General features: G+C 54.3%; 14 protein-coding genes. 8 read left to right on the top strand and 6 right to left on the bottom strand.

Going from position 1 to position 13,716, the window contains the following annotated elements:
• Positions 1–56: 56 nt before the first annotated feature.
• Positions 57–689, top strand: a complete 633-nt coding sequence (kdpC, locus tag RB297_RS20245) for a potassium-transporting ATPase subunit KdpC (protein ID WP_192569949.1) — start codon at positions 57–59, stop codon at positions 687–689.
• Between the two features lie 2 nt (positions 690–691).
• A complete protein-coding gene (locus RB297_RS20240) occupies positions 692–3,019 on the top strand; it encodes a histidine kinase (protein ID WP_375121261.1) in 2,328 nt (775 codons plus the stop codon).
• Positions 3,020–3,366: 347 nt separating this feature from the next.
• Here RB297_RS20240 and udk read toward each other — a convergent pair whose 3' ends face one another.
• Positions 3,367–4,005 (bottom strand): uridine kinase, encoded by a 639-nt coding sequence (udk, locus tag RB297_RS20235; protein ID WP_012818654.1) that lies wholly within the window; start codon positions 4,003–4,005, stop codon positions 3,367–3,369.
• Between the two features lie 200 nt (positions 4,006–4,205).
• On the opposite strand from udk, the gene RB297_RS20230 reads away from it, so the two are divergent.
• The gene (locus RB297_RS20230; protein WP_213580032.1) at positions 4,206–4,841 is read left to right on the top strand and encodes a carbohydrate-binding family 9-like protein; all 636 of its coding nucleotides are present in this window, start codon (positions 4,206–4,208) and stop codon (positions 4,839–4,841) included.
• A gap of 93 nt (positions 4,842–4,934) precedes the next feature.
• Here RB297_RS20230 and RB297_RS20225 read toward each other — a convergent pair whose 3' ends face one another.
• The gene (locus tag RB297_RS20225) at positions 4,935–5,930 is read right to left on the bottom strand and encodes an aldo/keto reductase (RefSeq protein ID WP_213580033.1); all 996 of its coding nucleotides are present in this window, start codon (positions 5,928–5,930) and stop codon (positions 4,935–4,937) included.
• Positions 5,931–6,210: 280 nt separating this feature from the next.
• Between RB297_RS20225 and RB297_RS20220 the strand changes: the two genes are divergently transcribed.
• The 4 genes from RB297_RS20220 (at position 6,211) to comJ (ending at position 8,062) form a co-directional block, all read left to right on the top strand.
• Positions 6,211–6,432, top strand: a complete 222-nt coding sequence (locus tag RB297_RS20220) for a hypothetical protein (protein ID WP_375121260.1) — start codon at positions 6,211–6,213, stop codon at positions 6,430–6,432.
• Complete coding sequence (locus tag RB297_RS20215) at positions 6,356–6,799, top strand: SMI1/KNR4 family protein (protein ID WP_375121259.1); 444 nt, start codon at positions 6,356–6,358, stop codon at positions 6,797–6,799. Before RB297_RS20220 ends, RB297_RS20215 begins: the two co-directional genes overlap by 77 nt.
• 99 nt (positions 6,800–6,898) lie before the next feature.
• Complete coding sequence (locus tag RB297_RS20210) at positions 6,899–7,549, top strand: hypothetical protein (RefSeq protein WP_375121258.1); 651 nt, start codon at positions 6,899–6,901, stop codon at positions 7,547–7,549.
• A gap of 27 nt (positions 7,550–7,576) precedes the next feature.
• Entirely contained in the window at positions 7,577–8,062 is a 486-nt protein-coding gene (gene comJ / locus RB297_RS20205; RefSeq protein ID WP_096774778.1) for a competence protein ComJ, read from the top strand.
• Positions 8,063–8,246: 184 nt separating this feature from the next.
• On the opposite strand, the gene RB297_RS20200 is transcribed toward comJ, so the two are convergent.
• From RB297_RS20200 to fabF, 4 genes are all read right to left on the bottom strand, one after another.
• Positions 8,247–9,362: a stalk domain-containing protein gene (locus RB297_RS20200; protein ID WP_375121257.1), complete on the bottom strand. Its 1,116-nt coding sequence runs from the start codon at positions 9,360–9,362 to the stop codon at positions 8,247–8,249.
• A 184-nt stretch (positions 9,363–9,546) separates the two neighbouring features.
• A complete protein-coding gene (rsiV, locus tag RB297_RS20195) occupies positions 9,547–10,428 on the bottom strand; it encodes an anti-sigma-V factor RsiV (protein WP_192569943.1) in 882 nt (293 codons plus the stop codon).
• Positions 10,428–10,940 (bottom strand): RNA polymerase sigma factor SigV, encoded by a 513-nt coding sequence (locus tag RB297_RS20190; protein WP_012818661.1) that lies wholly within the window; start codon positions 10,938–10,940, stop codon positions 10,428–10,430. Before RB297_RS20190 ends, rsiV begins: the two co-directional genes overlap by 1 nt.
• Positions 10,941–11,144: 204 nt before the next feature.
• Positions 11,145–12,386: a beta-ketoacyl-ACP synthase II gene (gene fabF, locus RB297_RS20185; RefSeq protein ID WP_375121256.1), complete on the bottom strand. Its 1,242-nt coding sequence runs from the start codon at positions 12,384–12,386 to the stop codon at positions 11,145–11,147.
• A 134-nt stretch (positions 12,387–12,520) separates the two neighbouring features.
• Between fabF and RB297_RS20180 the strand changes: the two genes are divergently transcribed.
• The gene (locus RB297_RS20180) at positions 12,521–13,360 is read left to right on the top strand and encodes a helix-turn-helix transcriptional regulator (protein ID WP_012818663.1); all 840 of its coding nucleotides are present in this window, start codon (positions 12,521–12,523) and stop codon (positions 13,358–13,360) included.
• Positions 13,361–13,716 lie beyond the last annotated feature (356 nt).

The following is a 13,716-nucleotide window of genomic DNA, read 5'->3' as shown; positions in this document are numbered from 1 at the left end:
GAGATATCCCGGAGGCTGCTATTTGAGGAAAATATGAAAGAAGGGATCGAGGAACCATGAATAAGCCATTGCAGAAATCATCGCCGGCCCCTCTCGCTGGGGTGGGCGCGGCCCGTGTCTCGCTGGGCATGGCCCTGAGAACAAGTCTTGTATTTATCGTGTTATGCGGAATTCTTTATCCGCTGGTCACGACGGGAGCGGCGCACCTGCTCATGCCGAAGCAAGCCGGCGGCAGTTTGGTCACGGATCGGGGCGGAAAGGTGGTCGGATCGGAATTGATCGGCCAGGACTTTACGGAGCCGCAATATTTTCACGGCAGGGTGTCCAGCATTGAATACAACGGGGCCGGCTCAGGCAGCAATAACTATGCCCCTTCCAACCCGGATTTGATTGAACGAACGAAGGCATCAATTGAAGCGTGGACGGAGAACAACCCGGACGTTCCGGTGAGCGAGGTGCCGATCGATCTGGTAACGAATTCCGGCTCCGGGTTGGATCCTCACCTATCGCCGCAGGCCGCGTATATTCAGATTCCGCGGATCAGCAAGCAAACCGGAATTGCGGAAGCAGAGCTTGATCAGCTGGTAAAGGAGCATACGGAGGGACGGGATTTGGGCGTATTCGGTGAACCGCGCGTGAATGTGTTGAAGCTGAATCTGGGGCTCCAAAAGCTTCTTAACCTTGACTGATCATGGATCCCTTTCGGAGAAAATCGCCGGAGGAGCTCTTAAGGTCGATTTCCAAGCTCCATCAGGGACGGCTCAAGGTATATATCGGGGCTGTGAGCGGATCGGGAAAAACCTATCATATGCTTCGAGAAGGGCAGACCTTGAGGCTGCAAGGCATCGATGTCGTCATATGCGCGGTATCCACGATGCAGCGGCCGGAAACGGTGGAGCAGGTCCGTGATCTGGAACGGGTGCCCAGCATTCATTGGATGGAGGACGGCGTAGAGAAGAAGGATCTTGATCTTGATCTGCTGGTGCAGCGCAACCCTGAGGTAGTGCTTGTCGATGGGCTTGCCCATCGCAACCGGAAGGGAGCGCGGCATGCTGCGCGGCTGGATGATATCCGATTCCTGTTAAGCCGCGGAATCAGCGTCATCACAACGGTCAACGTGTATGAGCTTGAGGATGTGCAGGACATTGCCTCCAAGCTGACGGGCATTAAAGCCAGCCATACGGTACCGGCCGATACGCTGGAGAGCGCCGACGAAGTGGTGCTTATTGACGTAACGCCCGAAACGATGCTGGAACGGGCACAAGGCGGCCTGCTTGGAGACGGCAGCCTATGGAAGCAGGGCAATCTGGCGGTGCTCCGGGAGTTGACGCTCCGCCTCGTTGCCGAAGGCGTGAGCCATTCCCTGGAGCGGTACCGCAAAGAACAGGGACTCGTCGGCCCATCGGGAGCCGATGAGCGAATACTGGTGTCCACCCAATACCATTGGAACGGTTCCATCTATATGCGGCGCGGGCAGCAGATCGCGAAGCGTTTAAACGGCGAACTGTTGGCTGTTACGTTTGTGAAGCCGGAAGTAGAGCTTACGAAAGAACAGGCCGCCTTTAAGCGCTCCATGGCGAAGCTCGCGGTGCGGATCGGCGCCAAGCTGGAGGAGCTGCCCCTCCGTTCCCGGAGGGAGCTCGCTGACATGCTGGTTCAGTATGCGCTGGAGCACCACGTTACACGCATTGTGCTTGGCCATTCGAAGCAGACGCGCATGCAAGAGCTTTGGCAGGGTTCGATTATTCAGGATCTGCTCAAGAAAACGCGCGGGATTGATATTTTTATGGTGGCGGATCGGGCGGAACATGACGGGGAGCGGATCATTCCGGCCCGGCTTCATCCGCTGCGGCTCCCTTCCGAATCGTTTCACCGCTTGAACGAACAGGAGCTGGATCAGAAGATTGAGCAGGTCAAGCGGGGACGGTTCAAGGTATATATCGGCGCCTCCCCGGGCGTAGGGAAGACCTATGCGATGCTGCGGGAAGGCAACGATCTGCTGAAGAAGGGATTGACGGTTCTCGTCGGTCTGCTGGAGACGCACGGCCGGAAGGATACGCTGTCCCAGGTGGGCAATCTGGAGGCCCTTCCGCGAAAAAGGGTGGACTACAGGGGATCGCGCCTTGAGGAGATGGATACCGATGAGATCCTTCGCCGGAGGCCGGACGTGGTCCTCGTGGATGAGCTGGCGCATACGAATGTGCCCGGAAGCAAGCGCAAGAAACGGTATGAAGATGTGCAGGATATTCTGTCGGCCGGCATCTCCGTCATTACGACCGTAAACGTGCAGCATCTGGAGAGCTTGAATGATGCCGTCGAGCAGATTACAGGCGTCCGTGTCCGCGAGACGATACCGGATCATATTCTGCAATCGGCCGATGAGGTTCAACTGGTCGACGTGACGCCGGAGTCGCTGCGGCAGCGGATGAAGGATGGGAACATCTATGCGAAGGAGAAAATTCATCAGGCGCTCAGCCATTTTTTCAAGACGGGAAACCTGATCGCCCTAAGAGAGCTTGCCTTAAGGGAGATTGCGGATGATGTGGACGAAAGGCTGGAGTCATGGCAGCGCAGCGGCTCGCTTCGGGGGCCGTGGCGGCGCGAGGAAATTATCTATGTCGTGGTCGGCAGGGAGCCGCAAGCGGAGCGGCTCATTCGCCGCGGCTTCCGGATCGCCCATCGGCTGAAGGCAGCCTGGTATGTGGCATTCCCTCTGGAGCGTCATGACAGCCTGTCTCATGACGACGAGCAGCGCTTGACGGCGCTTCAGACGTTAACGGAGCGTCTTGGAGGCACCTTCACGATGCTGCCGCTGCCGGTAAAAAGGGAACCGGCATGCGCCTGTTGTGGCCGATTGGTCGCCGCAGCAGACGAGGTCAAGGCGACCCAATTCATTATCGGCCAGCCGCAGATGGACGGATGGAAGCTGTTCGCTCGGCGAAAATGGATCAGGAGCCTGCTGCGATCCTCAAGGCATATGGACGTGCTCGTGGTTGCGGATTACGATCCGCGCGTATGACGGCTGAAGCGCCGGGAACTGAATGTTTTGAGGGGACCGGTGACGCAGGAGACTTGGGAATGCTGAAAGTGCAGGAAAAGCAGTAAACGCAGGAATCGCAGAAAACGCGGATAATGCGGATAACGCAACATTCCGGAGAACAAAAACACCGGACGTACATTCCGGAGAAAAAGAACGCACAGACCGCAGAACGCTCGGAAACGGAAGAATGCAAGCCATACGAGCAGGCTGGCTTACTAGCGCGTAAGCGAACGGACAACGTCAAGAAGCCCGCTGACCTGTCATTACAGATCCGCGGGCTTTTTTCATTCTGCCAACATGCCTAAAGGCTGACGTACAAGCTTGTCTTATGATTCGCCCGACAGCGTGCGGTCGCCGGTCAGATATTTCTCGGTCAAGACGGAGAGCAGGCGAATGCCGACTTCATTCTCTCCGCCTTCGGGAATGATCAGGTCGGCGTATTTCTTGGAGGGTTCGATGAACGCCTCATGCATCGGCTTGACGGTTGTCAGGTATTGATTATGGATCGACTGGATGGTTCGGCCGCGGTCCTCAATATCGCGTACGACCCGGCGAAGCAGGCGCACATCGGGATCGGTATCCACAAACACTTTAATGTGAAGCAGCTTGCGCAGATTCTCATCGGACAGCACATGCAGGCCTTCGATGATGACGATGTTGTTCGGCTTCAGCTCGATGGTCTGATCCGTGAAGCGGGCATGGGCGGTAAAATCATATACCGGCGCGAAAGCCGGTTGTCCGCTTTTTAAAATGCCGAGATGCTCGACGAGCAGCTCGTTGTCAAAAGCGAACGGATGATCATAGTTAATCGCTTCGCGTTCCTCGAAGCTGAGCTCTTTATGATCCTTGTAATAGTTATCCTGCGAAATAAACGTGACTTTATCTGAACCAAGACGGTCAATGACAGAGCGGGCAACCGTTGTTTTGCCCGATCCGGTGCCGCCGGCGATACCAATTATGAGCATGGCGAATCCATAACCCTCCCTAGAGTTTGCAATTTTATTATTGTAGCACAGCATGCGCTTCTTTTCACTATGGGAGCATAGAACAAAAGATGGGATTTCCGTATGATCTTTATTCTTACCACGGAATAGCGAACCGAATCTGTATGACTTATCATAGAGGATATCATGACTACAATTGAAAATGTTTCGGAGGGATGATCATGCGTTATACCGCCATTTACCCATGCAAGCCCGCCATATACCTTCAACAGGGAGAGAATCGGGGAAGCGTCGATTGGAGCCGCTATGAAGCTGTGGCCCTGAGCGACACCGTGACCGGGCTTGCCGCGAAGGAAGCGACGGAGGTGCGCGCCTGCTGGAGTGCCGAATGCTTCTACGTGCAGTTTGTTTGCCAGGATTCACATATCGTCTCGGAGTATCGGCATCGGGATGACCCGCTGTATGAGCAGGATGTCGTGGAGCTGTTTATGGATGAAGCAGGGGAAGGTTTGGAATATATCGAGCTTGAGGTGAGCCCGAACAATGTTGTATTTGATGCGCGGATCCGTAACGATGGGCAAAAGTCGATCACGGACAGCGATGTCGAGTGGGACCTTACCGGCCTTCTGACCACGGTAGAGAACGACGGTAAGGGAAATTTGGTTTACGAGATTCGCATTCCGGCGCAGAACTTTCAGAATCCGCCGCAAGAGGGACGATGCTGGAACGTGAATTTTTACCGCATTGACGAGGACGACCAAGGAAACCGGGAATATCAGGCATGGAGCCCCACCGGAGAGGTCAATTACCATATCCCCTCGCGTTTCGGAAGGCTGGAGTTTGTGGATGCCACATAGCCTGCACGCCCGGAATCGATTGACCGATGCCGGGCGTGCAGCATTGAATATAGCTTTTTTGGTTTGGTGATGCCTTACGGGTCCCGCTTAAGCTTACTTAAACCGGTAAGCACGCGGTTCATTGAACCAGAAGCTGCCGTCCTGGGAGAAGTCCCGGTATGGGCTTGGGGACACCTCGTCCACCAGCTTCAAATCTTCTTCGGTCAGCTGCACGTTCAGTGCATTCAGATTGTCCGCAAGCTGCTGCTCGCTGCGGATGCCGACGACGGGAATGATGCTGCGCTGCAGCAGCCATGCCAGCGCGAACTGCCCCAGTGTGATCCCTTTGTCCTCTGCACGCCGGGCGAGCCATTCAACCTTGTCCAGTTTGGCACGGTTGCCGGGAGCATCCAAATCCATGCGCTCGCCCCGCGAATTGACCGGCAGCGGCTGCCCGGCACGGTATTTGCCGGACAGCCAGCCGCCGTCCAGCGGGGAGTAGGCCAGCGTAGCCAGGCCGTGGCGCTGTGAAGCCGGCAGGATTTCCTGCTCGATATATCGGTTGAAGATGCTGTATGAAGGCTGATTGGTAACGAAGCGCTCGAGGTTCATTTTCTCGCTGGTCCACAGGGATTCGACGATACGCCAAGCCTCGAAGTTCGAGCAGCCGATATATCGTATCTTTCCTTGGGCAACCAGATCATCGAGCGCGCGCAGCGTCTCGTCCAGCGGGGTATGAGGATCCGGTCTATGCACTTGGTAGAGGTCGATGTAATCCGTATTCAACCGTTTCAGGCTGGCCTCGACCTGTCTCATGATGCGGTAACGGCTGGCGCCTTCTCCGTTCGGTCCTTCGGCGGTCCGTACCTTGAATTTGGTCGCGACGATCACCCGGTCTCTTCGTCCTTGAAGGGCTTTGCCTATAATTTCTTCGCTCGTACCCTTGCCATAGGTATCTGCCGTATCGATAAAATTAATCCCCGAATCCAGCACCTTGTCGATAATGCCGAGCGAGGTCTTCTCGTCCAAATCCCAATCTCCGTAAGTCATGGTTCCCAGACAGAAGCGGGATACTTCAAGTCCGGTTCTTCCCAAGTAGACGTATTCCATCGTTTAGCCTCCCCATCTCCAAGTTATCTTCGTGATCGAAATCTGCTTCCATTATCGGCCTTTTATGTATGGATGACAAGCGCAGCAGCCGGAAGCGAAAATACCCGGGGTTTTTTCATAAAAGAACAAAAACGGACATCTCAACAGGGATTTTGTCCCTTTTTTTGCATGCCGCTGGACATGTTGTTTTCATTGGGGCGGGTTCTATATACTTTTTAGTAAAGGGAAAGCCTGCCGCTTGGAATGAGCGGACATGCTCTAAAACGGAGGGGATGTTTATATGAATGCTGTCATCGATGGTCTGATGACCGAGCTGGAGCAGCTGCTGGAGGAGAAGGTGGCCGAAGATCTTCGGGATCTGCTGGGCGAGTATAAACAATTGGAGGGAGCGGCCTCGGATCGATTGAAGCAATTTGAGGATCGCTTTGCCGGAGGATTTCCGTTCGTTCTACAGCAAGAAGGACGGCAGCGGGTACGCATTTCACGTGCTCTATCCCGGTAACGAGGGAGATGGCGAATACACCCCGTTCTATCTGATGAGCCTGGATGAGATGAGGGAAATCAAATCATATTTCTGCGAGCGGGACGAACGGCTCGATGCGTACTACGGTCCAGAGGAGGTACAGCGGCTGGATCCGGAAATTAAACCGTACCTGTTCCACAAGGCATGGTATCCGTTTGCCACGATGGCGGGCGGCTCATTGTATCTGATGCTGGATTTCGATCCGGCTGAGCCGGGAACGTCCGGGCAGATCATCATGTACGTGCATGATCCTGATTTTGTTTACTATATCGCGCCTTCCTTCACGGAGCTGCTTCAGGCGTCCAACCGCAATCTGCGCACCGACATTGAAGAAGTGGACTACTAATTGAAGCAGAAGACATAGAACCACTCCTAATGCCCATAACTTTGCCTAAAGGCGGTGTGTTAGGAGTCGGATGAAGAACCAGCGAGGGGAGGTGACAGCATGAACAACAGACGGGTCCTCTGGGGAGTCATCCTGTTGGTGGCGGCCGTGTTGTTGACACCCGGCTATTTTATTGCGCGCACGTATGGGCTTTTTCAGCATGAGGTCGTCTTGACCAAATACCAGCTCGCCGTTGATGTGGATGGTGAACAAGTGGATGCTTGGCCGCTGCTGGCTGGCTTCGCCGCAACCGATAAGAAGGGGGAGCTGCGCCCGCTCTATTACAGACTGGAAGGGTCGGACCTCAACATGCTGTATCAATTGGCATATGGGCAGTTCGAGGTGGAGGCTTCGGAGGACAATCCGTTCTTGGCGGGGAGGGTCCAGTATGACCATCTTGAGAAGGACTATATCGAGACCCGGAAAGAGTATGTGAACGCAAAGGAATATCGGCAGGACATCATCTTTTATAATGACCGTATAGAGCCCATATTTACATACGACCCGGCAGCCAAAGCGGACGGGGATATGGTGAAGGAGATTATCACCGCAGGCATGACGCGCTCCAACGGCCAAGGAGGGTCGGGCGTGGTGGAGGATAAGTATCTGAATGTTACCCGATTGTTCGAGGAGAAGCTGGGCGTCAGTATGCGGGTTCGGGTGGATAAAGAGCGCAGGCTGGCCACGATCCATATGGAGCAGCTTAAATAGAATTTTTTCAAAACGAGGTGCCGTACAATGCAGCATACAAAATTGACCCAAGAGGTGGATCTCACCATCTCGCACCATCAGATTCAAATCCGCTCGCGGGATTTTGACGAGGAGTTGTGCCAGTGGGGAGAAATCAATATCAAGCAGGGCGCGGTCATTCATCCCGGTTATCTGACCTTTGATCCGATTCCTGACGATGCTTTCGGCGCTTGGGTGAAGCTGGCCCTGACAGAGGCGTTCACGGAAGACCCGAACGCGCAGCGCCGAATGGTCGTGCCGTTTGACGTTTTGGATCCTGGCAAGCTGGAGCTGCTATCCGTCATGTCGGACGCCGTCATCGAGCTTCCGCTGCAAGAAGGGCGGTATGCCTTGTATTTTGAGATTTGCGAGGATGAAGAGGTGTATTACCGTCTGACTTTCGTGCGTGAAGGAGAGTATGTCCAAGCCCGATTTTTGATGGACGATGAATGGGGCGGCAGGGCTGGAGAAGCCTTGGCGGAGGGGTATTGTTGACCAATTCATTGCAGAAAACGGGGTACTGAAAGCCGCGTCAGGCAATTCCCCCTTCATTGAAATAAGAAGAGGCCTTCTCCGTGTTGGAGAGGCCTCTTTTGTTGCCGCCATGCTGCTGTGCCGTTGTCCCGACTTTGCCAGCTCTTTATGGAAAGCAGAAACGATTTGATTGCGTGAAAAATAGTTATTGTGCTGCCGTCACCGTAATGTCGCCATATTGGCTTTGGTCTGCCTGCAGCTGCAGAATGTCCGTGAGGAAAGCGAGCGGAACATAGACGTGGCCGTCTTTCATTGCGGGAGACGCGCCTAGCGAGCGCGGAGCCATTTTACTCAAAGCGTACGCATCCTTGTTCAGCGTCACCGCGCTCCAGACGGCGCTTTTGGAGATTTCCGCGGTTTTGCTCTTGCCGTTCCACTTGACGTCGAATTGGAGCTGACGCAGCACGCGGGCCGCGGGAACCATCATCTTGCCGTTGTTATCCTTGTAGTAAGCGCCTGGCTTCAAGACGGCGGAAACGGGCTTTTCTTCGGGTGCTGTACCCGGCAGCTTCACGGCAAACTCCGGCGTTCCCGTGGATCCTGGGGCGATGCTGTATTTTTGGAATACGATGTAGGCTGTTCCGTCCGCGACATAGAAGGATTGCTCCGCGTCTATGCCTTGAAATCCGTCTTCGTTCGCGAAGTAATGGTCCTGATCCGCGGCAATCGCGGTTTTGACCGCCGTATCCACGATCGATTTGTAATTCTTCCCGAACAGGTCCTCCAGCGTCACGCGCTGGGCTTCGGCTTCGTTCGTGAAGTTATACGTATCCACGCGGGGATCGCCATTGTTCATTCCCATGCCTTCCGTGATGACCTTAAGGGATATCAGGCTGTCGTCCGTGCCATCCGATGTAAGCTCATAGGTGATCGTCAGCTGATAAGGGTGCATGGTATAGCCGTTCAGTTCCTCATTTGCCGCAGCCTCGGAGGCCTCCTTTTCCCATTTGGCGATATCCTTGGAAGCATGGGATTCGATGATGTCATTTAGCTGATCTTGGTACTTGGTATCGGCCAGACCCTGGAATACAGGAATCTTGATATCCGTTTCGAGCCATTTTTCCTTGGAGTGCAATGTTTTGAACGTTATCCGTTGCGGGGCAGAAGTCGAAGCCTTCACCAGATCGGTGCTCGCTGCAGTTTTGGTTTCGGCATGGACATGAGCGGATGGCAGACCCGAAGCGGAAATCATCAGGACGCCCGCTAATCCGGCAGCCGCGAGTGTTTTGGCCAGTGGGCTTGTATGCTTCATTGTTTTCATCGTGATTACCTCCAGGGTTAGGTTTGATATCTTTAAAGTGAGAAGACAGAAGCGTTTTGGAGAAGCGAAGCGGTCTCCTTGTCCTCCGGATTCCCACGGACTCATAAAATTTCAAAAGAAAATTCGGGGGCAACGGGGATCGGAAGAACGATCTGCACTCGTAGGTTGGTGATGAATGGCGGATCTATCGAATGTATTCGTTGCTGACGAGCTGATCCGCGATGGCCTCCGTAGGGATCGTAAATTCCACGACGCCCATATAGCCGGGAGCCACATCGTATTCGTTGAAGCTGATGACCAGTTTGCCATTCTTATCAATATAGAAATTGTGATCCTTGGCGATCGATTGGAATAGATCCTCCGGTATATCGGATTCGACGCCAGGCTGCTCTACCCAGTAGGTGATTTCGGGATTATCCTGCATCTGCCGGCGCATTTGCTCCTTGATGTTGTCGCTGATGACTTGGATGTAGGAATCATCCTTGAACAGGCTTGGCAGCGTGATCACCAAATGGTTGATCTTGTCGATCGTATCGTATTGTCTGGACTCGGCGGAGCCACCTGCGGACTCTACGACGTAGCGGGAAAGCGTCAGCAGCTGTTCATTGTCGGTGATCACTTCATAACCGCTATCGAGGCTGAGATGCCCGCCGCCTTCATGATTTAGCTGGGCGACTTCGTCTTTGAAGTCCTCATACAGCTTCTTGTTCTCTTCCAGGTATTTGTTATTCAGCGTTTGCTCAAGCTCCGGATTGCCCAGGTTGGCAATGCCGGGCGTTTCGATATGCACTTCCGTGCTGCCGTCCTGCTCGGCATATTCGCGGATGGTCATCACCTTGACGATCTCGCCCAGAACGGGCACATCGGACATGGCCTTGGCGAATGCGGGACTTGCGTTCACGCCGGCAAACAGCAGTGCGCATGCAGCGGCCACGCCGGCGAGCCAGGGCAGGGCTCTATTTTTTGTTCGTCTGGCTGCAATGGCTTTGTTGACCACCGAGCTTAGTTCGTCGGGAATAGGAGTGCTCTCGTACTGCTCTTTCATCCTATTCAGCTTGTCATGCATTATCGTTGTGCCTCCTCTTGGTCTTCCTCGCTTAGGTTCACCCGCAGTCTCTGCAGTCCTTGGTATAGCCTCGTTTTCACCGTGCTGACATTCTCATGGAGCACCTCGGCAATTTCGTCAATCTTCATATCTTCGAAAAACCGGAGAATAATGACGACCCGATACTTGTCAGGCAGATCCTCCAAGGACTGGGCCAGATCCAGATTCGGATAGTGGTCATGACTGCCGGGTAAGATGAACTCCAGGTTCTCGTCGTCCATGACGCGGACTTTTTTCTGTTTTCGAATGAGATCCAGGGAGGTTGTGACAATAATTCGGAAAAACCAGCTTTTTAGTGAACCCGTCTGCTTCAGCTTTTCCATGGATAAAAATGCTTTGTGGATCGCGTCCTGAACGATATCGAGGGCATCCTCTTTATTTCTGACGTAGCTGTATGCCAGCCGGTAGGCGCTGTCCTGATTTTCGGTTATGCATTGGATAAGAAGCTTCTCAAGCTTCCGGCCGCCTCTCATGTAAATATGACACTCCTTTGGGCCCGCGCGGGTAACCATCAATTGCAATTGACTTACGGAAGCAAGACGTGCGAGTCTTTCAAAAAGTTTGATTCTGCGAAAAAAAATTTCTAAAGGCGTTTTCTGTCTTCATATTCAACTTATCCTTCAACAATCGCAACAAGAAAAAGCCCCCAGTTTTCACTGGGGGCTGTAGACTCATGGTTATTCGTTCTCATATCTCTTGAGGATAATCGCCGAGTTATGTCCGCCGAAGCCGAAGGAATTGGACATGCCAATGCGGAGCTTGGCGCTTCTCGCCTCGTTGGGTACATAGTCCAAATCGCAGGTTGGATCGGCATGATCGAGATTGATCGTCGGCGGTATAATGCCTTCTTGCAGGGATTTCACGAGGGCAATGGCCTCCGCGCCGCCGGATGCGCCCAGCATGTGTCCGGTCATCGACTTGTTGGCTGTTACCGGGATACGGTACGCCTCCTCGCCGAACACCTGCTTGATGGCCGCCGTCTCCGAACGGTCGCCGATGACCGTGCTGGTGGCATGGGCGCTGATGACATCCACGTCGGCCGGAGAGAGGTCCGCTTCGGACAGCGCCAGCTTCATCGCTCTTGCCGCGCCGCTGCCGTCTTCCGGCGTAGCGACCATATGATAGGCATCCGAGCTGGCACCGTAACCGATAACCTCGCCCAGTATGACGGCGCCTCTGCGCAAGGCATGGGAAAGCGACTCCAGGATGAGGATGCCGGCACCTTCCGCCATGACGAATCCATCGCGGTCCGCATCGAACGGCCGGCTGGCACGGCCCGGTTCCTCGTTGCGGGAGGACAGGGCGGTGGCATTCGCGAAGCTGGCCAGCGAGATGTCGGTCAATGCGGCTTCGGATCCGCCCGCGATAATGATGTCGGACCGGCCGGCTTGGATGTTAAAGAAAGCCTCGCCGATCGCCGTATTGCCGATCGAACATGCCGTAACCGGTGCCAGCGTGGAGCCCAGCGCCTTGTATTTAATGCTGATGAGCGCGGCCGCCATATTGGGAATCATCATGGGTACCAGGGTAGGACTGACCCGCTCGGGACCCCGCGACGACAGCGTGCCGCTCTGATTCATCAGGGTTTGGATGCCGCCGATGCCGGAGCCTACGTAGACTCCCATGCGCTCATGATCGATCTGATCAAGATCAAGGCCCGACTGGCTGATCGCTTGATCCGCCGCAGCCAGCGCAAACTGGCAGAAGCGGTCCAACCGCCGGGCTTCCTTCGCACCGAACAGCGCGTTTGCGTCAAACCCCTTCACGGCTCCTGCTATTTGTACCTTTTGTCTTGATGTGTCCAAATTTTCTATATGTGCAATACCGGACTCTCCTCGTACAAGCCGGGACCAGAACGTATCAACATCATGGCCCAGCGGCGATATGACGCCCATACCGGTGATAACGACTCTTTCCATGGATGAACAGCCTCCTTAGGACTTTATAACTTGTCAATCTTAAGGTTATAATGTCATGTGTAGTATCCTATTACAAGATACCGTTTATCCTAGTATAAAAACTGCTATCCTTGTTGAAGGAAGGAGGATGATAGATGAATTCCCAGGTTAGGCTGCAAGCGTTATCCGCTTTTTTGAAAGGGCAGCGTGCCAAAATCTCTCCCGAGTCCGTCGGGCTGCCGCCCGGTACCCGGAGGAGAACACCGGGCTTGCGCAGGGAGGAGGTCGCCCAGTTGGCCGGCGTCAGTACCACTTGGTACACCTGGCTCGAGCAGGGGCGCGACATCCAGGTGTCGTCATCCGTGCTGGACTGCGTCGCAAGTGCGCTGCAGTTGAACGCGGACGAGCGCAGATATCTGTACTCCCTGGCGCTGGAGAGCGGGGCGGAGCCGTATACGGTCAAACACGAAGCGGTGCAGATCAGCCCGTCCCTGCAAAAAATCATCACCGAGCTAAAATATTGTCCCGTCATGATATCCGATCGGAAGTGCAATATCGTGGGGTGGAACCGCGCGGCCGCGTACGTGTTCCTAGATTTTGACCGGATCCCGCCCGAGGAGCGGAACATGATCCGGCTGCTCTTTACCCGCAGGGAATTCCAGCGGCTGGCGGTGAACTGGGAGCAGTTTGCCAGCGGCTTCCTGTCGATGTTCCGAAGCTATTACGGTCAATATGTCGAGGATGAATGGTATGATCATTTTTTGGAGGAAATGAAGAACGGGCATCCGGATTTCAACCGCATGTGGGAGCAGAGCCAGGTCAGTTACGCCCCGGAGGTGCATCTGGAATTCCGGCATGCCAAGGCCGGGAAAATGGTATATGAGCTCACGTCGCTCAAAGTGTACGGAAATGATGACCTGCGGTGCAGCATCTATACGCCGGCTCCCGACACGACCACGGAAGCGAAGCTGCGGCAGCTGATGGAGGAGAAGTGAGGGGAGCGAGTGCACTCGTTGCGCCAGAGGTAACGGATGCGGGATACACTTGTTGCGCCGAAGTAATAGGGCTCCATGCCGTTTGCGCTTGGTGCTTGATGTGACGGATTGCGATACTGATGGTACTTGTTATGCCAGAAAGAATGGATTCCGTGCATTTTGCGCTTGCTGCACCAGTAATTCCTGACTCCGCGCCGGCACTTACTGTTCTTGAAGTAGCCAAACTACTTGTTGTTCCCGACTAATCGGACTCCAGTTCCGTTATTTGACGAGATTACGCCCTAATTACAACTTATCGGACACAAGATCCGTTATTGGGCTCATCACCGGCATATTCATCGTATTTTGGAGCAAAT

This window comes from Paenibacillus sp. CR_12 (assembly GCF_041953985.1).
In the GTDB taxonomy this organism is placed as follows: Bacteria; Bacillota; Bacilli; order Paenibacillales; family Paenibacillaceae; genus Paenibacillus_AQ; species Paenibacillus_AQ lautus_A.
This window is presented reverse-complemented; position numbering and strand designations above follow the sequence as displayed.